At 62.3% G+C, this 16,926-nt stretch carries 19 protein-coding genes; 8 read left to right on the top strand and 11 right to left on the bottom strand.

The genetic code is table 11. The features are described from left to right. Positions 1–288 precede the first annotated feature (288 nt). Entirely contained in the window at positions 289–1,032 is a 744-nt protein-coding gene (locus I2G20_RS10185; RefSeq protein ID WP_196259591.1) for an SOS response-associated peptidase, read from the bottom strand. On the opposite strand from I2G20_RS10185, the gene I2G20_RS10180 reads away from it, so the two are divergent. From I2G20_RS10180 to I2G20_RS10170, 3 genes are all read left to right on the top strand, one after another. Further along, entirely contained in the window at positions 1,031–1,489 is a 459-nt protein-coding gene (locus I2G20_RS10180) for an NUDIX hydrolase (RefSeq protein WP_196259590.1), read from the top strand. The genes I2G20_RS10185 and I2G20_RS10180 overlap by 2 nt on opposite strands. After that, the gene (locus I2G20_RS10175; RefSeq protein ID WP_196259589.1) at positions 1,486–1,872 is read left to right on the top strand and encodes a TIGR02301 family protein; all 387 of its coding nucleotides are present in this window, start codon (positions 1,486–1,488) and stop codon (positions 1,870–1,872) included. Before I2G20_RS10180 ends, I2G20_RS10175 begins: the two co-directional genes overlap by 4 nt. 100 nt (positions 1,873–1,972) lie before the next feature. Next, entirely contained in the window at positions 1,973–2,251 is a 279-nt protein-coding gene (locus I2G20_RS10170; protein ID WP_196259588.1) for a hypothetical protein, read from the top strand. A 46-nt stretch (positions 2,252–2,297) separates the two neighbouring features. Here I2G20_RS10170 and I2G20_RS10165 read toward each other — a convergent pair whose 3' ends face one another. The 4 genes from I2G20_RS10165 to I2G20_RS10150 form a co-directional block, all read right to left on the bottom strand. After that, a complete protein-coding gene (locus I2G20_RS10165; protein ID WP_196259587.1) occupies positions 2,298–2,597 on the bottom strand; it encodes a hypothetical protein in 300 nt (99 codons plus the stop codon). A 471-nt stretch (positions 2,598–3,068) separates the two neighbouring features. Beyond that, positions 3,069–3,944 carry a bifunctional helix-turn-helix transcriptional regulator/GNAT family N-acetyltransferase gene (locus tag I2G20_RS10160; protein WP_196259586.1) on the bottom strand — a complete coding sequence of 292 codons (876 nt, stop codon included), beginning with the start codon at positions 3,942–3,944 and terminating at the stop codon, positions 3,069–3,071. Between the two features lie 12 nt (positions 3,945–3,956). Continuing rightward, a complete protein-coding gene (rlmN, locus tag I2G20_RS10155; protein ID WP_196259585.1) occupies positions 3,957–5,036 on the bottom strand; it encodes a 23S rRNA (adenine(2503)-C(2))-methyltransferase RlmN in 1,080 nt (359 codons plus the stop codon). 92 nt (positions 5,037–5,128) lie between these two features. After that, positions 5,129–5,557: a VOC family protein gene (locus I2G20_RS10150; protein ID WP_196259584.1), complete on the bottom strand. Its 429-nt coding sequence runs from the start codon at positions 5,555–5,557 to the stop codon at positions 5,129–5,131. 213 nt (positions 5,558–5,770) lie between these two features. Here I2G20_RS10150 and I2G20_RS10145 point away from each other — a divergent pair, with 213 nt between their 5' ends. Together I2G20_RS10145 and I2G20_RS10140 are read left to right on the top strand one after the other, a co-directional pair. Continuing rightward, positions 5,771–6,016, top strand: a complete 246-nt coding sequence (locus tag I2G20_RS10145) for a BrnA antitoxin family protein (RefSeq protein WP_196259583.1) — start codon at positions 5,771–5,773, stop codon at positions 6,014–6,016. After that, entirely contained in the window at positions 6,013–6,159 is a 147-nt protein-coding gene (locus I2G20_RS10140) for a DUF6481 family protein (RefSeq protein WP_196259582.1), read from the top strand. Before I2G20_RS10145 ends, I2G20_RS10140 begins: the two co-directional genes overlap by 4 nt. Here I2G20_RS10140 and I2G20_RS10135 read toward each other — a convergent pair. The 4 genes from I2G20_RS10135 to I2G20_RS10120 form a co-directional block, all read right to left on the bottom strand. Further along, the gene (locus tag I2G20_RS10135) at positions 6,156–6,731 is read right to left on the bottom strand and encodes a TetR/AcrR family transcriptional regulator (RefSeq protein WP_196259581.1); all 576 of its coding nucleotides are present in this window, start codon (positions 6,729–6,731) and stop codon (positions 6,156–6,158) included. The two genes, I2G20_RS10140 and I2G20_RS10135, sit on opposite strands and share 4 nt — an antisense overlap. Before the next feature lie 70 nt (positions 6,732–6,801). Next, positions 6,802–7,836 carry an L-threonine 3-dehydrogenase gene (gene tdh / locus I2G20_RS10130; protein WP_207747598.1) on the bottom strand — a complete coding sequence of 345 codons (1,035 nt, stop codon included), beginning with the start codon at positions 7,834–7,836 and terminating at the stop codon, positions 6,802–6,804. Beyond that, complete coding sequence (locus I2G20_RS10125) at positions 7,836–9,026, bottom strand: glycine C-acetyltransferase (protein WP_196259580.1); 1,191 nt, start codon at positions 9,024–9,026, stop codon at positions 7,836–7,838. Before I2G20_RS10125 ends, tdh begins: the two co-directional genes overlap by 1 nt. A gap of 53 nt (positions 9,027–9,079) precedes the next feature. Further along, positions 9,080–9,541: an Lrp/AsnC ligand binding domain-containing protein gene (locus I2G20_RS10120; RefSeq protein ID WP_196259579.1), complete on the bottom strand. Its 462-nt coding sequence runs from the start codon at positions 9,539–9,541 to the stop codon at positions 9,080–9,082. Between the two features lie 184 nt (positions 9,542–9,725). On the opposite strand from I2G20_RS10120, the gene putA reads away from it, so the two are divergent. Then, a complete protein-coding gene (gene putA, locus I2G20_RS10115; RefSeq protein WP_196259737.1) occupies positions 9,726–13,520 on the top strand; it encodes a trifunctional transcriptional regulator/proline dehydrogenase/L-glutamate gamma-semialdehyde dehydrogenase in 3,795 nt (1,264 codons plus the stop codon). Here the strand turns inward: putA and I2G20_RS10110 are convergent. Continuing rightward, entirely contained in the window at positions 13,504–13,998 is a 495-nt protein-coding gene (locus I2G20_RS10110; RefSeq protein ID WP_196259578.1) for a hypothetical protein, read from the bottom strand. The two genes, putA and I2G20_RS10110, sit on opposite strands and share 17 nt — an antisense overlap. Positions 13,999–14,051: 53 nt before the next feature. Then, positions 14,052–15,389 (bottom strand): dihydroorotase, encoded by a 1,338-nt coding sequence (locus I2G20_RS10105; RefSeq protein WP_196259577.1) that lies wholly within the window; start codon positions 15,387–15,389, stop codon positions 14,052–14,054. Between the two features lie 79 nt (positions 15,390–15,468). Between I2G20_RS10105 and ygfZ the strand changes: the two genes are divergently transcribed. Together ygfZ and I2G20_RS10095 are read left to right on the top strand one after the other, a co-directional pair. Beyond that, on the top strand, positions 15,469–16,293 hold the full coding sequence (gene ygfZ / locus I2G20_RS10100) for a CAF17-like 4Fe-4S cluster assembly/insertion protein YgfZ (RefSeq protein WP_196259576.1): 825 nt from the start codon (positions 15,469–15,471) through the stop codon (positions 16,291–16,293). 52 nt (positions 16,294–16,345) lie between these two features. Next, positions 16,346–16,921, top strand: coding sequence for an HD domain-containing protein (locus I2G20_RS10095; RefSeq protein WP_196259736.1), 576 nt, complete (start codon positions 16,346–16,348; stop codon positions 16,919–16,921). Positions 16,922–16,926: the final 5 nt, after the last annotated feature.

Below are 16,926 nucleotides of genomic sequence, written 5' to 3'. Positions count from 1 at the left end.
GACTAATGTCGCGGGTTTTGCCAGGTCCAGAAGCTACACATGTGTCCCGTATGTTTAAGTCGTACGGGTTGATAAGCGGAGACGGACGCGGTCAGGCGTGCCCATACAGTTCGTGTTTGCATTCGCCGTACTCCAGCCTGACCAAACCGCACACCTATCTGGTGCGGTTGAGTCTTTATATCAAGGGTTAAGCGGAGAATCGAGGGTGAATGTGTCAAATTGGCAGCCGCCCCCGAAATTTCCTGCCAACAAATGCGCATCGAGCGCATGCGGTTCCGGGTTCAGCGATCAGAAAAGATCAAACTGCTGTGGATTTTTCGCTTTCTCTTTCAGGGGCTTGGGTGATGCGGCGGCGAACGGATCCTCGGGCACCGGTACGATCAGATCGGGGCCTTCGTTGCGGGCAGAGTTGACGCGTGGCGAAACGGGGTGGGCAGCCATCGTACCTTCAGGGGCCGGACCGATCACCGATACCGCCTCGTTCGCTCTTACGGTCCTGACGTCCAGCCACCGCTCGATGCCGTCCCCCTCGATAAGCGCCGGCATCCGGTCGTGAATGTGGGCGAGATCCGTGTTTGCGGGCACGGTGATGATGGCGAGAGAATCGAATTCCTCGCCTTGCGGCCCGGTCCAGGTCGCGTAGAGCCCCGCCATGATCATGGGGCGATGATCCCCATAAGTGATAAAATAGGGATGCTTGCGGCCTGCAGGGTCGGTTCGCCACTCGTAGTAGCCCGAGGCGGGAACGGCGCAGCGCTGGTGCTTGAGCGAATCACGAAAGGCCGGCTTTTCCGCCATCGTTTCGGCGCGGGCATTGATGATCAGGGGAAAATCGCGGGGGTCCTTGACCCAGCGCGGGACGAGGCCCCAGCGCGCCAGCTTTGCTTCGCGGTGCCCCGATTCTTCCCAGACGGCGATGAGGGGTTGGGTGGGGGCGATGTTGTATCGCGGTACGGAGTCCAGTAGATTCCGCGTCCGAAGCAGCGACCGCATCGCCTCAGGCGGCAGGGTATGGACAATTCGACCGCACATGACGCGCTCCCCCATTATTCGCCACGAGTATAGCAGCCAGTCCGCCGGCATGAAGCCCGATGCGTGTTCGATTGCACTGATCGATGAGAGCCGTGTGTTTCTGATCCAGCGTGCCTATCCGCCTTTCGAAAAACTCTGGACGCTGCCGGGCGGGCGGATGGAGCCGGGGGAAACGCCCCAGGATTGCGTCAAGCGCGAGCTGTTCGAGGAGACGGGGATGCTGATTGAGGATCCCATTCCCGTACTCGTCGAAGAGGTCGGCGAGGGCAACCGCACATTTACGCTTTCGGTGTTCACCGCGCGGCAGGTATATGTGGCACCGGTCGTCTCGCAAGAGATCGCCGATTGGGACTGGGTGGAAATTTCCGAATTGAACGGCTATGCCACGACCGACAATCTGGCCGAGATCGTCAGCGCGTGCGCCGACATGCTTGGGCTGTCTTCGGAGCGCCCATGAAAACTTCCCGATTCCTGTTCAAACGGCCGCGCGCGGTTTTTCTGGCAATCGCGCTCGCCCTGCCCTTCCCCGCGCTCGCGGTCGATCCTCCTTACCAGGCGCAGATGGAGCGGTTGGCGGAAATTCTGGGCAGCCTTTATATCCTCGCGCCGATGTGCGGGCATACCGCTATCGACTGGCGCGAGCAGGTGGCCGAGCTCATCACCCTTGACGAGCCGGACGCAGACCGGCGTATGCGGCTGATTGGCGCCTTCAACGCGGGATATGAGGCTTACGCACGTTTTTACCGTACGTGCACGCCTTCGGCAGAAGCAGCGATCGCGCTGCTTTTGGGCGAGGGTGAAACCTTGGCACGCGACATCCACACCCGCTACGCGGAGTGACCTCCTGGTCCGGCAAGGTTTTCACCAATTCTAATCGGCGCGTTAACCAATTGGTCATTTGTGCTTAGCGGTGACGCAAAGGCGTGCTAACAAGCATAGTATGAGCACGTCGCGCACCACATTTCCGTTTCCCGTATCCGAGGCCGCCTTCGAGGCCGAGCACGAGGAACGCCAGATTGCGCTCGAATATCTGGCCGACGCCTGGAACGCCGCCGAGGCGGATGGAATCGATACCGCTGCGCTCGCCCATGCCTCGCTCTTTGCGGCCATTGCAACGCTCGTGCAAGACTACGGCGAAGAAGCCGTCGCGCGGTTGATCGGGGAAATCCCGGACCGGATCAGCAACGGCGAATATACGCTCGACCGCAAGGTCCAGTAAGCCCCGGGTCGTAAACGGCCCGCACCGCGAAGCGCGGGCCGGACGCTCACGAGGCGATTGCCGCCTCGACTTCAACGCAGCGCACGAACAGTACCCACGACGCCGTTCCGCAGGGAATGGCGACGAGACCGATCAAGGTGGCGAGCACCGGCGCGGGCAATGGGACCGCCATATTGACGACCAGCACCAGACCCAGCCCGACGATCCAGACGTTGAGGGCCAGATAAAGGAACGCGGGCAGCGCATGGACTATCGCCCAGATGGGCCGGCGGGCATCGGTCGGAGCGAAACGGGGCATGCGGAAGTAGGGGAAATGCCCCTCGCCGGAAGATTGAATTTCAGACATTGGAATGACCTTGTAACCACAACATACAGCGCCGCACGGGTGATGCGGACGCACGGAACGAGAGACTGTTGAAAGGTCAGGCGAGCGGCGGGGCGCGGGGCGAATAAAGGCTTTGGCGGCCGGCGGGGCCAAGTACAGGCTGCGAGCCGGGCAAAAGCGCGGCCAACCCCCGAGCTCGAACAGGCTGGCCGGCGCCGGGAATCAAGAATGTCTCGGAGGCATCCTCATCAGCGAAAGCCGCGACACCACTCGGGAGGTGCGGGCGCAGGCTCGCGTCCGCGTCCACGAGGGCGGAGATATACCCTCGATCTGTCGTTGCCGCGAAAGGCCACGCCTGTCCCCAGCCTGGCCCGAAGAGGGCGGCGGCGAGGACGAGAAGCAGTACGGCTATGGATGGAAAGGGAGTGCGAGCGCGCATATCGGCCATCCGGCGAAGATGGATGGCTTTATCGCGCATATGCGTGAGCAAAGCTAGAGGTGCTTTTCGAAGAAGAAGTCGGGATAGGGATCGTCGTTGAAGCGGTCGATTTCGGTCCAGCCGGAGTTGCGATACATTCTGATGGCTTCGGGGAGTGCCCGATTGGTGTCGAGCCGCAAGGTCCTTATGCCAAGTTCGCGCGCTGTGCGTTCCGTGACGTCCATGAGGCGCTTTGCAAGGCCGAGCCCGCGCGCCGAGGGGGCGACCCAAAGGCGTTTGACCTCGGCATAGCCCTTGTCGGTGCCCTTCAATCCGACGCAGCCGATGGGCAGGCCGTCGGACATGGCCAGAATGAAGGCGCCGCGGGGACGGATCATGTCGTCTGCCTGCGGATCGGCGGACAATGACACCTCGAAGCCGTTCTCGAACCGCCGGGCAAGCTCGGCGTAATATTCTCCCAGGCAATAGCGCGCCCGTTCCTCGCGAGGATCCACTTGCTCGAAGGCGATGCGATCGCGACCCAAGGCCGAAGCGACGAGATCCATCGCGGCGAGCAGGATTTCGGGCTGCGGGTGGCGGGCCAGTACCCTTTCGGCGCGGGCGTTGGAGAGCTTTTCATAGGCCCGGAATTCGCGTTGGCCGGCTTTGGTAAGGGCGGCGATGCGGCGGCGGCCGTCGGCCGGGTCGGGGCGGGTTTCGATGAGACCCTCATCTTCAAGGCCACGCAGGATGCGGCTCATAAGCCCTGAATCGAGGCCGAGATAATCGCGGATCTCTGCAACATCGGTACGGCCGTGCCCGATGGCATTGAGCACACGCGCCACCCCTAGCGGACGGCCGCGACCGAGAAAGGACTGATCGAGCGCGCCGACCTCGGAGGTCACGGTGCGGGCGAAGCGGCGGACGCGGGAGATAGGATCTGGCTGCATGATTTACCTGACTTAAGTCAGATAATTTTGTTCGTCAACCAGCTTTCTTGTCCCGACCCGGAGTCCTTTCAAATCCCGTAGCCAGAGCTGACCGCAAGCGGCAGCGATGTCCCGCCCTTGCGTGTCGCGCACGACGACGGGGATCCCGGCCTTTTCGAGCCCATCTCGGAAGGCGCTCAGGGTATGGTCATCGGTGCGCTTGAGTGCGATGCCATCGACCGGGTTCCAGCGCATGAGATTGATGCGGGCGAGTTGACCGGCGAACATCGACGACAGCCGGTCCAGATCGGCGCGCGTATCGTTGATGCCGGGCAGGATGAGATAGACGAAGGTAGCGATGCGATTGTGCCGTTCGGCCCAGGAGAGGGAACGGGCGACGACTTCCCCGATGTCGTGCCTTGCCGCTCCGGGGATGAGCGCGGCGCGCGTCTCCTGCGTCGTGGCGTGGAGCGAGATGGTGAGGTTGATCCTCAGATGTTCCTCACGCAGGGCCTTGAGGGCCTTGGGAATGCCGATCGTGGAGATGGTGATGCCTGAGGTGGGAAACGCCATGCCCTCCCTCTCGCGCAGAATTCGGATAGCGGCAAGGACGTTGGCATAATTGTTGAGCGGCTCGCCGATGCCCATGAAAACGATGCGGTTGACCCTTGGGCCGAGGCGGACGATTTGCTCGACGATTTCGCCGGGCGAGAGATTGCGCTTCAAACCCGCCTGCCCCGAGGCGCAGAAGCGGCAAGCGAAGGCACAGCCTACCTGTGAGGAGATGCAGGCCGTGTAGCCATCGTGGCGGCGAATGAGAACGGTTTCAATGGCATAGCCGTCGGACAAGCCGAACAGGATTTTCTCGGAACGCCCTCCCCGCTCATGGGCGGTTTTAACGAGACGGCGCGGTGGGATGTCCCGCGCCTTGCACCAATTGCACAAGGAAACCGGAAGATTGGCATGGGGCGAAAAGAGTGTGCGATAGGCGATACTCGGGCCGGGCTGCGCGTTGAGACGCTCGAATGCGGCGCGGTCGAAATCGAGAGCAAATGGCTGCGTGGCGGCGCGCAAAGGCGCGGCCGTCTTCGTAGCGGGAAGGGCGGTGGACATGAAACGGCTAAGAATAATGTTTGGCGACGCGTGGGGCGCAGCCTTCATAGCCAATTTATAACAGTCGTGTCGGTTATTATCAAGTCACGGCGTCAAAAGGTGACTTCGACCGACTTGGCGCTGAGCGTGGCCGGACCATGATAGACCGCTTCGATATTGTTCCCGTCCGGGTCAAGCACGAAGGCAGCGTAATAGCCAGGATGGTATTCACGCTCGCCGGGCCCGCCATTGTCGCGCCCGCCATTGGCAAGCGCTACCTCGTAGAATTTTTCGACCATTGCCCGATCACGGGCCTGAAAGGCGAGATGGTGGCGGCCTGTCAACTCGCCGGCGGCTGCCTCGCTGTCGGCTGTCGAGATGAACAGTTCGTCGAACCAGATATAGTTCTCGCCCTCGCCTCCGACCGGGATATCGAGCGCCTCCATTATGGCGCTGTAAAGTCGTCGGCTCGCCGGAAAATCGGCAACGACAAGCTGCAGATGATCGATAAGCCGGCCGCGATGCAATTTCTGGGCTTCCATCGAGTCCTCCTGTTGGCTACCGGGCTAAACGGAATCGCATGGCGAAGGGTTGCAGCATCTCGGCCGTGCCGAGATGCGAATAGGTCTTGTCGCCACGGTCGGCTTGCTCTATCGCTTCCCATGTCCTTGATCTCGCCGATCAGGGGCTTCGGCCCGGCCAGAGATTCCACCTCGTGGCCGGGTCATTCATTTCCCCTGCATGGTTATGAGCAAATGGCCCATACTCCCCGCCGTCCGACCAGCGCCATCGATCGGGCGGAAGCCCTTTTCAAGGCCGCCACGACCAAGCCCGCGGAGGTGAAGCCGAAAGGCAACGCCATCCCCAAGGGCAAGGAACTCGTTTCGATCCGCATCGACCGCGACGTGCTTGAGCATTTTCAGGACGACGGGCCGGGATGGCAGGAGCGGATCAACGATGCACTGCGCGCAGCGGCCGGATTAGAGGAGACAGACATATGAAGCCCCCACGCAACGACGATTACGCCGAACGACGCCAGTCGGCATATGACGCCAAGAAGGCTTTGCTCGACAAGCTCAAGACCGGAAAGAAGGCGGGAGCCGTAAAGTCCGGCGCCAAATCAGATACGAGCAAGAAAGTCTAGCTCTTTCCCAGATCCTGGCCCGGATAGAGCGTATCGATGATGGCGCGGGTTTGCGCCAGCATGAACGCGTTGAGCGTACCCTGTTTTTCAACCAGCCACTGCATGCAGCTGCCCTGTATCACTGACTGGATCAACAACGCCGCCTTGTCTCGATCATGCGGCCCTTCCGGCAGGCGGTCTCTGATGGCGTTTCGCACCATACGATTGCGCGCCACTGCCAGCGTATTGAGCGCGGGGTGTGTTACGTCGCTCCACTCGAGGAGGAGGTATCCGGCAAAATCCTCGCCGGTGCCTACGCCCGCGATCAGGTCCTTCAGCATATTCCAGAGTGGGCCGAGCCCAACGTCCTTGGATGCGGCAGCGAAATAGGCGCGGACCTCTTCGGTCGCTTTTTCCATGACCCTTAGATGCAGCGTGTCTTTGTCGTTGAACCGCTGAATCAGCGCCGCGCGCGAAATGCCCACGGCGTTCGCCACATCAGTCAGCGTAAAGTTCGACGGCCCTTTTGCAACCAGCACCTCATGGGCTTTGGTGAGGATCGTTTCGTCGGAATGGAGCTTGGGTCTGGGCATTGGCGGTCACTCTATTTTCGCGTTCTCGAACCGCAAAGCCGCTGCACGGTTTTGTCGAGAACGCTCATCGCTACCACTCGAGAACGATCTTGCCGGCCCCGCCCTGGATGGCGGACTGGAAGGCGGTCTCGAAATCCTCGGCCTTGAAGCGGTTGGTGATGACCGGGCGGATTTCGAGGCCGGATTGGAGCATGGCGAGCATCTTGTGCCAGGTCTCGAACATCTCGCGTCCGTAAATGCCTTTGATGGTCAGCATCTTCAGGACCATCTTGGCGAAGTCGTATTCGAAGGGCTTTGCCGGCAGGCCCAGCATGGCGATACGTCCGCCCATGACGAGGTGTTCGGTAAGAGTCGCCATCGCGGCGGGCGCGCCGCTCATCTCAAAGCCAATATCGAAACCCTCCGTCATGCCGAGAGAATTGGCGAGGGCGCGCAGATCCTCGGTGGTATTGACGGTAACGACGGACGGCTCGACCTTTTTTGCAAGCTCGAGGCGGTTGTCGTTGGGATCGGTGATGACGATGTGGCGGGCGCCGACATGACGGGCGACGGCGGCGCTCATGATGCCTATGGGGCCTGCGCCGGTAATCAGAACGTCCTCACCCACCAGATCGAAGGCGAGCGCGGTGTGGACCGCATTGCCGAGGGGATCGAGGATCGAGGCGAGTTCGTCGTCCACCGCATCGGGGAGCGGCACGATGTTGAAGGCAGGGATACGGACATATTCGGCGAAGGCACCGGGGAGATTGACACCGACGCCCTTCGTTTCTGGATCGAGATGGAAGCGCCCGGCACGTGAAGCGCGGGACTTGAACCCGATCACGTGACCTTCGCCCGAGACGCGCTGACCGAGGTTCAAATGCGTGACATTGGTGCCCAGCTCGGCGATGGTACCCGAATATTCATGGCCGATGGTCATGGGTACGGGCACCGCGCCTTGCGCCCATTGGTCCCATTTGAAGATGTGCAGATCGGTGCCGCAGATGCCGGTGCGGGTGACCTTGACCAGCACGTCATCGGGGCCGATTTCGGGAACAGGAACCTCATGCATCCAGAGGCCGGGTTCGGCCTTGGCTTTTACGAGGGCTTTCATCGTGCGGGTCATCAAATCACCCCCACGTCCCGGCCCGCCCCGATGAATGCGTCGATGGCGAATGAGATATTTTCGTCGGTCAATGCAGCGGACATCTGGGTGCGGATGCGGGCTTTTTCGCGCGGGACGACGGGGAAGGAAAAGGCGGAGACGAGGACGCCGCGATCACGCAAGGCCTGAGCCATCTTCTGCGCCTTGACCGCATCGTAGAGCATCAGGGGAATGATGGGGGTTTCGCCGGGGACAAGGTCGAAACCCGCTTCGGTCAGCGCGGAGCGGAAACGGGCGGTATAGTTCGCGAGGGTCCGGCGCAGATCGTCGGCCTTTTCGGCAATCTCAATGGCCTTGATCGCACCGGCGGCAACGCCGGGCGGCAGGGCGTTGGAAAAGAGATAGGGCCGTGCGCGCTGGCGCAGCAGATCGATCACCGGCTGCGGGCCGGCGATAAAGCCGCCCATCGCACCGCCCAGCGTCTTGCCGAATGTGCCGGAGATGATATCGACTCGACCGCCCGCACCGGTGAGGGCCGGGGTGCCCCTGCCCTTTTCGCCCAGGTGTCCGGTGGCATGACACTCGTCGATCATCACAGCGGCACGATATTGCTCGGCGAGATTGCAGATTTCGGGGAGATTGGCGATGAAGCCGTCCATCGAAAAGACGCCGTCAGTGACAATGAGCTTGAAGCGTGCGCCGTCGTCATCGGCAGCCTGGAGCTGAAGACGCAGGTCATCCATGTCCGACGTTTGGAAACGGTAGCGCCGGGCTTTGCTCAGCCGTACGCCATCGATGATAGAGGCGTGGTTAAGGGTGTCGGAGATCACCGCATCCTCGGGGCCCAGGATGGTTTCGAATATGCCGCCATTGGCATCGAAGCAGGAGCCGAAGAGAATGGCGTCATCCTTTTCGAGATAGCGGGCGACGGAATTTTCCAGCTCCTTATGCAGTTCGTGCGTGCCGCAGATAAAACGAACCGAGGCCATGCCCGAGCCGAAATTTTCCGTGGCCTTGATGGTAGCCTCGACCACCTCGGAGTGGTCGGCGAGGCCGAGATAATTGTTGGCGCAGAGGTTCACCAACTGGCGGCCGCCGACGGTGACCGTTCCCGATTGGGACGAGCCGATGACCGTCTCGGATTTTTCGAGTCCGTCGGCGCGGATCTGCGCCAGCGTTGCTGAGAGGTGGTCGGCGAGGCCGTGCATCATGGCGGCAGTTCCCTGTTGGGGCGGCGGGTGAGGTAAGAGCTACAGGCCAATGTTTAGATCGGCAAGGGTGCGTCGGGTTTGACTTCTTCCATGACTGGAAAGGTTCGGGTTTCGGCGACTCCGGGCATGTTGAGGAGGACATCGCCGAGAAAAGAGCGGTAGTGCGCCATGTCGGTGACGCGAGCCTTGACGAGATAATCGAAGCCGCCGGCGACCATGTGGCATTCAAGGATTTCCGGGGCGTGACGAACGGCGCGGGAGAATTTCTCGAACGCGTCGGGGGTGGTTTTGTCCAGCGAAACCTCGACGAAGACCAAAAGTCCCAGCCCGACACGATGGGGATCGATGCGGGCGGTAAACCCCAGGATATAGCCGTGCTTTTGCAGACGCTTTAACCGGTCGCTCATCGATGTGGCTGGAATGCCCACGCGCTGGGCGAGTTCGGCATTGGTTATCCTGCCGTCGCGTTGGAGCAGATCGAGGATGCGACGGTCTATGCGGTCAATTTCGGACATACGGCGCTCCGGCCTTTTTTCGCGAAATATACGGTTTAACGGGGTAATCTGCAATGGAACTACGAAAAAATCCCGATAGTTTCGGTTTCGACCGATCACGCCCGCGGCGATTGCCGCGTCTGGGCAATTGGGAGATAGTCGGATGGACAGCGCCATTGAACACGCACAGCCGGAGACCGCAGACATGCCCTCCAGCCCGCCATTGGAACGCCCTTTTGCCGATTTCGACAGTCGCCCGCGCGGGCAGGACGGGCCGTTGCGCGAACGGATCACCGCAGCGACGCGTCTGCCCGAACCCGATTGCGTACCGCCGCTGATCGAGGCGGCGGCGGTGACCGACGCGCAGGCGGGACGAATCCGCGCGCTGGCGGAAAAGGTGGTCAAGGCGATCCGCGCCCAGGGGCCAGGGGGTGGGGTGGATGGACTGATCCACGAATATGCGCTTTCCAGCCAGGAAGGCATCGCGCTGATGTGCCTTGCCGAAGCGCTGTTGCGCGTGCCGGACAATGAAACGCGCGACATGCTGATCGCCGACAAGATCGCGCCGGGCAAATGGCAGGGCCATCTGGGACTCGACCGCTCGCTGTTCGTCAATGCTGCAACATGGGGGCTGGCGCTGACGGGCAAGCTCGTGACACCAGTGGACGAGCAGGGCCTGAGCCGCGCGCTGACGCGGCTGGTGGCGCGCTCGGGCGAACCAGTGATCCGCGCCGGCGTGCGCATGGCGATGACCATGCTCGGCGAGCAGTTCGTTTCCGGCCAGACGATCGGCGAGGCGCTGCGGAACGGGCGCACGTGGGAAGCGAAAGGCTTTTCCTATTCCTATGACATGCTCGGAGAAGCCGCGACGACCGCGCACGATGCCGAGCGCTATATGGCGGACTATGTCAACGCCATCCATGCCATCGGCAAGGCATCACGGCACAAGGGCGTCTACAAGGGACCGGGCATTTCCATAAAGCTTTCGGCGCTGCATCCGCGTTACGCGCGAGCCAAGCACGCGCGCGTAATGGCTGAACTGCTGCCTAGGCTCAAGGCGCTGGCGGAATTGGCAAAGGGCTACGACATCGGCCTCAATATCGATGCCGAGGAGGCGGACCGGCTGGAACTTTCGCTGGACCTCCTCGAAGCGCTGGCACTCGATCCCACGTTCGATGGCTGGGATGGACTGGGGTTCGTCGTCCAAGCCTATTCCAAACGCTGCCCATTCGTCATCGACTGGATCATCGACTTGGCGCAACGCTCAGGGCACCGGATCATGGTGCGGCTGGTCAAGGGGGCTTATTGGGACTCCGAGATAAAGCGCGCACAGGTGGATGGGCTCGAGGGCTTTCCGGTATTCACCCGAAAGGTCTATTCCGATGTCAGCTATATCGCGTGCGCGAAAAAGCTCTTGGCGGCGCGCGAGGCGGTGTTCCCGCAGTTTGCCACGCACAACGCGCAGACAATGGCGACGATATATGAGATCGCGGGGCCGGAGTTCGCATTGGGATCGTACGAGTTCCAGTGCCTGCACGGGATGGGCGAACCGCTCTACGAGCAGGTGGTCGGCCAGGACAAACTCGACCGCCCCTGCCGCATCTATGCCCCGGTCGGCAGCCACGAGACGCTTCTGGCCTATCTCGTGCGGCGGCTGCTCGAGAACGGGGCCAATTCGAGCTTTGTCAATCAGATCGCCGACGAGGATATCCCTGTCGCGCGGCTGGTCGCCGATCCGGTGGAGGTGGCGCGGCGGATCACTCCGCCAGGGAGCCCGCATCCCGCTATTTGCTTGCCGCAAGATATTCTGGCGGCGGGGCGGAAGAATTCGGCAGGGTTGGATCTGGCGAGCGAGGCTGTGCTAGCGGGGTTGCGGGAGGGGCTGGGGGAAACCGTCGATGCAAATTTTGTAGCAAGCATCGACGCTCCCGCATCCGACCCGGCTATATCGGGCCACCTTCTCCCACGAGGGGAGAAGGGTAACCGGGCGGCAACCCTATCAGCCCCCCTCTCCCCTCTTGGGAGGGGAACCGGGGGTGAGAAGGCCCGCGATATTGCCCTTCCTGTTCTGAACCCCGCCGATCATCGCGATATTGTCGGGCATGTCATCGAACCTGATACCGGCGATATCCCCACAATCATGGAGCGGGCAGCCGCTGCCGGGCCTGCGTGGGCGACGGTTGCGCCGAAAGAGCGCGCGGCCCTGCTGGCAAGAGCGGCCGATCTCATGGAGGCGCGGAAAGAGCGGTTCATGGGGCTGGCGATGCGGGAGGCGGGCAAGACGGCGGCCAATGCCGTGGCCGAGGTGCGGGAGGCGGTGGACTTCCTGCGCTACTACGGCCAGCAGGTAGCTGAGAGTTTCGAGAATACGACAGACCGGCCGCTGGGACCTGTGGTGTGCATTTCGCCCTGGAATTTTCCGCTGGCGATCTTTACCGGTCAGATCGCTGCGGCGCTTGCGGCGGGTAATCCGGTGGTCGCCAAGCCGGCCGAGGAAACCCCGCTCATCGCGCAGGAGGCGGTGCGGCTCCTGCATGAGGCAGGCATCCCCGATGACGTGCTGCAGTTCGTGCCGGGCAACGGGAAATTCGGCGCGGCGCTGGTGGGACACCCGGCGACATGCGGGGTGATGTTCACCGGGTCCACGGAGGTGGCGCGGCTGATCCAGCAGCAGCTTGCGGAGCGGACATTGCAGGACGGCTCGCCTGTGCCGCTGATTGCTGAAACAGGCGGGCAGAATGCGCTGGTTGTCGACAGTTCTGCCCTGACCGAGCAGGTGGTGCTCGACGTGCTGGCCTCGGCGTTCGACAGCGCGGGGCAAAGGTGTTCGGCGTTAAGGCTCCTGTGTCTGCAGGAGGAATGTGCCGATCGGACGCTCGCCATGCTCAAGGGCGCGATGGCGGAGCTGGCGGTGGGGAATCCGGGGCGCCTTGCGACCGATGTCGGACCGGTGATCACCGCCGAGGCGCGCGACTGGATCGAGGCGCATATCGCGGCGATGCGCGAGAAGGGCCACCGCATTACGCGGGCCGCGCTGCCGGACGAGACGCGGCACGGCACTTTCGTTCCCCCCACGATCATCGAGATCGGCGATATTTCCGAGCTTGGCAGCGAGGTGTTCGGGCCTGTTCTGCACGTAGTTCGGTTCAAGCGCCGGGAACTGGAAGCGACTATCGCGAAGATCAACGGACTCGGCTATGGGCTGACATTCGGGCTGCATACGCGGATCGATACGACGATAGCCGAAGTGACGGGAAAAATCAGCGCGGGCAACATTTATGTCAACCGCAACCAGATCGGCGCGGTGGTGGGGGTGCAGCCTTTCGGCGGGCACGGGCTATCCGGCACCGGTCCAAAGGCGGGCGGACCACTTTATCTCAGGCGGCTGGTATCGACGGTGCGCCGCAATGCCTGGGGCCTGCCACCGCGCCAACCGGGACCAACACTTCTGGCGTTCGCCGACTGGGTGCGCAGCAAGGGCTATGACGCGCTGGCGGGGCAAGCCGTTGCCTATGGCTCCAGCGCGGCAATCAATGCGTTTTGCTCGCTCGACGGGCCGGTGGGCGAGCGCAACACTTACGCAACGCGTGCCAGGGGGAAGGTGCTGGTTGTGCCGCAAACGATCGCCGGGCTGGTGCATGGGCTTGCCGCGGCGCTGGCCAGCGGAAACGATGCCGTGGTCGAGGCCAACCCGATGCTCGGCGCCGTGCTCGCGAGCCTCCCCGACGAGGTCAGGCCGCGTGTCGACGTCGCACGGCGGCCGATGACCGCGGGTGCGGTGAACACCATTCTTGCCGAGGGCGATGCAGACGCGATCATTGCAGTGGGCAAGCGCGCTGCCGCTTGGGAGGGCCCCATCGTACTGATGCAGGGAGCGTCAACCGAGCGGCTGGTGTCGGGCGATGCGGTTTATTCGATCGATCTGCTGGTCGATGAGGTTTCTGTGAGCACCAATACGGCTGCGGCCGGCGGGAATGCGACGCTTATGGCGCTGGCATAGCGCAGGTATCGACCACCTCTTTTAGGGCCGTTGCTGCATTGCTTGCGGTGAAGGTGTAGCTGGACCCGAGGGCCGAGATTTCTATCGGGGTCGCGGCAGCGTGGATGGCCTCCGCGACAGTTGCAACCGTCGCATCGTCGAGGCCGCTCACGCCGAAAATCTGCATGCCGCCGAGGTACGTGACTGTGGCGGTCAGGACAAATTGTTCGCCGGCATCGACGGTCAGTTCGGCGGCAGGCGGAAGATCCTCGGCCGGAACGTCGACCTTGAGATAGAACGTTGACTCCCGGGGGCCGGTATCCCGGTCGACATAGCACCCGACCTCGAGCATCGCCGAGCCGGTTTCGTCGGTGACGTCGGCAAGGAGGAATTGCGCGAATTCGTCCTCATAGATTTCGAAATGCCATTCGGCCTTGGCGGCGCCGGTGGCGGCGCAAGTCATCACAAGCATTGCGGCGAGGCGTTTGAAGTTTGTCATCGATCCCTCTTTGCCGGGCATATTACAGGCGGTTTGGGGCTGCCGCCACAGCTTCAGCCCTCGGCCTCCAGCGTTTCCATGAAGCGTATCGGCTGGCCCTGGGCGGGGGTTACCAGTTCGCCTTCCCACATCACCGTATTGCCACGGATGATGGTGCCGACCGGCCAGCCCTTGACCGGGACGCCGTCATAGGGGGTCCAGCCGGGCTTGGATGCAATCCAGGCGTTGGTGATCGTTTGGACGCGGTTCATATCAACGATGGTCAGGTCGGCGTCGTAGCCGACGGCGATGCGGCCCTTGCCGGCGAGATTGAACAGACGGTTCGGACCATGGCTGGTCATGTCGACGAAGCGCTGCAGGCTCAGGCGCCCCTGGTTGACGTGATCGAGCATGATGGGCACGAGGGTCTGGACGCCCGTCATGCCCGAATGGCTTTCAGGATAGGGGTGATCCTTTTCCTCGCGGGTATGAGGGGCATGGTCGGAACCCAGAATGTCCGCCACACCATTGGCAACGCCTATCCATATGCCCTCGCGATGAGCGGCGTCGCGGACGGGGGGATTCATCTGGACATACGTGCCGAGCCGCTCATAGGCGGTTTCATCGAGCGTCAGGTGATGGGGCGTCACTTCGACGGAGGCGACGTCCTTGTGATCGGCGAGGAATTCGATTTCCTCCCGCGTCGAGATGTGAAGGACGTGGATACGCTTGCCGGTCTTATGGGCAAGAGCCACAAGGCGCTTCGTGCAATTGAGCGCCACTTCGGGCGAGCGCCATCCGGGATGGCTCGATGGATCGCCGGGGACGCGGAGATGCTTGCGCTCCTCGAGCATGAACTCATCTTCGGAATGGAAGGCGGCGCGGCGGGAGATGGCGTTGAGGATCGCTTCCACGCCGCTGTCGTCGGCGACCAGCAACGAGCCGGTGGACGAGCCCATGAAGACCTTCACCCCCGCACAACCGGGAAGGCGTTCGAGCTCGGGAAGCTCGGCGACGTTTTCGTGCGTGCCGCCGATATAGAAGGCGAAATCGCAATGCATGCGCTTCGTGGCGCGCCGGATCTTGTCCTCGAACGTCTCGCGGGTCGTTGTCAGGGGATTGGTGTTGGGCATCTCGAAGACACCGGTGACGCCGCCCATGACGGCAGCCAGGGAACCGGACTGCAAATCTTCCTTGTGCTCGAGGCCGGGCTCGCGGAAATGGACCTGCGTATCGATGACACCGGGAAGTATGGTGAGTCCCGTGCAATCGACGAGCGTGTCGGAGGTGTCGGTGGTCAATGCGCCTATGGCGGCGATGCGCCCCTTGATGACACCGATATCGGCGCTACCTATACCGTCGTGATTGACCAATGTGCCGCCCGCAAAGATCGTATCGAAATGGCGACTCATGGCAAAAGCTCCGAATGGCGGGTGGCATTGCCGCGGGATTTAGCGGAGTGAGCGCGCGCAAGGCAAGGATAACTGGCTTATGAGCATCGAAATTCGCGAGGATCGCATCGCCTTCCGGTTTTCCGGGGAGGACACGACGCGGCTTCTCCATGACGTGTTGACGCCGCCTGTCCGCGAGGAGGTCGGCGTTGCGCGCTGGTTCGCGCTGCTCTCGCCGCAGGGCAAGATTCTTGCCGAAGGGCTGATCGGTTGGGCCGACAACGCATATTGGCTCGACGTGCACCGGGAAGTTGCGGAGTCCTTTCTCAAGCGCATGAAGATGTACCGGCTACGCGCAAAGATGGAGATCGAGATGCTCGACGAGAGCCATCGCGTGGGCTGGAGCGCCGACGCGCCGAAAGATGGCGTGGTGCATCAGGACGGTCGGGGGAAAGGGCTTGGCTGGAGGGTGATTGCGCCGGCTGTCGATGCGGAAGGATGGGAAGCGGGAGCGGGGCAGGCTCGCGCGCGGATCGCGGCCGGGATCGCCGAGATGGGCCCCGATTTCGATGCGGACGACGTTTTTCCGCACGATATCGGCATGGACCATCTGGGTGGGGTCGATTTCAAGAAGGGCTGCTATGTGGGGCAGGAAGTGGTCTCGCGGATGCAGCACCGAGGCACTGCGCGGCGGCGGCCCGTTCTCGCTCGTGGTGTGAGCGGGATGCGCGGCGAGACGGTGACGGTAAACGGAAAGAACGCCGGAACGCTTGGAACGCCTGTCGATGGCGATGCGGTGGCCGTTGTGCGGATCGACAAAGTGGGGGCGGATGGCGCAGCGGCGATAAACGGTGCCCCCGTAACGCTTGTCCTGCCCGGCTGGGCCAGTTACCGTTTTGCGGACATTGAGTCTGAGGGCGAATAGAGCACATTCCGGGGGTACTTTGGCGCGCATACAATCCCGTGCATGGCAGCGGATGCTGTCGGGGCGCAGGCTGGACCTGCTGGACCCCTCCCCACTCGACGTCGAGCTTTCCGATATCGCTCACGGGCTGGCCCGCGTGGCGCGATGGAACGGGCAGACCAGGGGGGACTACGCCTTTTCGGTAGCCCAGCACTCGGTGCTGGTCCTCGAGATCGCTGCGAACCTCGATCCCGACGTCGACGACAGAGGCAGGCTCTATGCCCTGCTCCACGACGCCCCCGAATATGTGATGGGCGATATCATCTCGCCCTTCAAGGCGGCGATGGGAGGCAATTACAAGGACGTCGAGGCGCGGCTTTTGGGCGCGATCCATATCCGGTTCGGCCTGGGCGCCCAGCGGCCTGCGGCCCTCACAAAGCTCATAAAGCGGGCCGATCGCGAAGCGGCCTTCATCGAAGCGGTGAACCTCGCCGGATTCGCCCCGGAAGAGGCCCGCAAATATTTCGGAGAGCCGAGCCTTGCCGGTTTCGATCTGCCGGGCTTCGACCGGCTTATCCGCCCATGGCCGACCCAGGAGGCCCATGACCGGTTCATAGCCACCTTCGAAAGTCTGACACTTCCGGCTTGAACAGT

Origin of the sequence: Pelagibacterium limicola, assembly GCF_015694405.1 — a bacterium.
Classification (GTDB): domain Bacteria; phylum Pseudomonadota; class Alphaproteobacteria; order Rhizobiales; family Devosiaceae; genus Pelagibacterium; species Pelagibacterium limicola.
The sequence above is the reverse complement of the archived record's forward strand: the minus strand, read 5'-3'. Positions and strand labels throughout refer to the sequence as shown.

Excerpts from the sequence above, each read along its gene's own strand:
- I2G20_RS10110 (WP_196259578.1), bottom strand. The coding sequence starts at position 13,998 with ATGACAAACTTCAAACGCCTCGCCGCAATGCTTGTGATGACTTGCGCC.
- I2G20_RS10095 (WP_196259736.1), top strand. The coding sequence starts at position 16,346 with ATGCTGTCGGGGCGCAGGCTGGACCTGCTGGACCCCTCCCCACTCGAC.
- tdh (WP_207747598.1), bottom strand. The coding sequence starts at position 7,836 with ATGACCCGCACGATGAAAGCCCTCGTAAAAGCCAAGGCCGAACCCGGC.
- I2G20_RS10120 (WP_196259579.1), bottom strand. The coding sequence starts at position 9,541 with ATGTCCGAAATTGACCGCATAGACCGTCGCATCCTCGATCTGCTCCAA.
- I2G20_RS10175 (WP_196259589.1), top strand. The coding sequence starts at position 1,486 with ATGAAAACTTCCCGATTCCTGTTCAAACGGCCGCGCGCGGTTTTTCTG.
- putA (WP_196259737.1), top strand. The coding sequence starts at position 9,726 with ATGCCCTCCAGCCCGCCATTGGAACGCCCTTTTGCCGATTTCGACAGT.
- I2G20_RS10135 (WP_196259581.1), bottom strand. The coding sequence starts at position 6,731 with ATGCCCAGACCCAAGCTCCATTCCGACGAAACGATCCTCACCAAAGCC.
- I2G20_RS10145 (WP_196259583.1), top strand. The coding sequence starts at position 5,771 with ATGGCCCATACTCCCCGCCGTCCGACCAGCGCCATCGATCGGGCGGAA.
- rlmN (WP_196259585.1), bottom strand. The coding sequence starts at position 5,036 with ATGTCCACCGCCCTTCCCGCTACGAAGACGGCCGCGCCTTTGCGCGCC.
- I2G20_RS10140 (WP_196259582.1), top strand. The coding sequence starts at position 6,013 with ATGAAGCCCCCACGCAACGACGATTACGCCGAACGACGCCAGTCGGCA.
- I2G20_RS10160 (WP_196259586.1), bottom strand. The coding sequence starts at position 3,944 with ATGCAGCCAGATCCTATCTCCCGCGTCCGCCGCTTCGCCCGCACCGTG.
- I2G20_RS10165 (WP_196259587.1), bottom strand. The coding sequence starts at position 2,597 with ATGTCTGAAATTCAATCTTCCGGCGAGGGGCATTTCCCCTACTTCCGC.
- ygfZ (WP_196259576.1), top strand. The coding sequence starts at position 15,469 with ATGAGCATCGAAATTCGCGAGGATCGCATCGCCTTCCGGTTTTCCGGG.
- I2G20_RS10170 (WP_196259588.1), top strand. The coding sequence starts at position 1,973 with ATGAGCACGTCGCGCACCACATTTCCGTTTCCCGTATCCGAGGCCGCC.
- I2G20_RS10125 (WP_196259580.1), bottom strand. The coding sequence starts at position 9,026 with ATGATGCACGGCCTCGCCGACCACCTCTCAGCAACGCTGGCGCAGATC.
- I2G20_RS10180 (WP_196259590.1), top strand. The coding sequence starts at position 1,031 with ATGACGCGCTCCCCCATTATTCGCCACGAGTATAGCAGCCAGTCCGCC.
- I2G20_RS10105 (WP_196259577.1), bottom strand. The coding sequence starts at position 15,389 with ATGAGTCGCCATTTCGATACGATCTTTGCGGGCGGCACATTGGTCAAT.
- I2G20_RS10150 (WP_196259584.1), bottom strand. The coding sequence starts at position 5,557 with ATGGAAGCCCAGAAATTGCATCGCGGCCGGCTTATCGATCATCTGCAG.
- I2G20_RS10185 (WP_196259591.1), bottom strand. The coding sequence starts at position 1,032 with ATGTGCGGTCGAATTGTCCATACCCTGCCGCCTGAGGCGATGCGGTCG.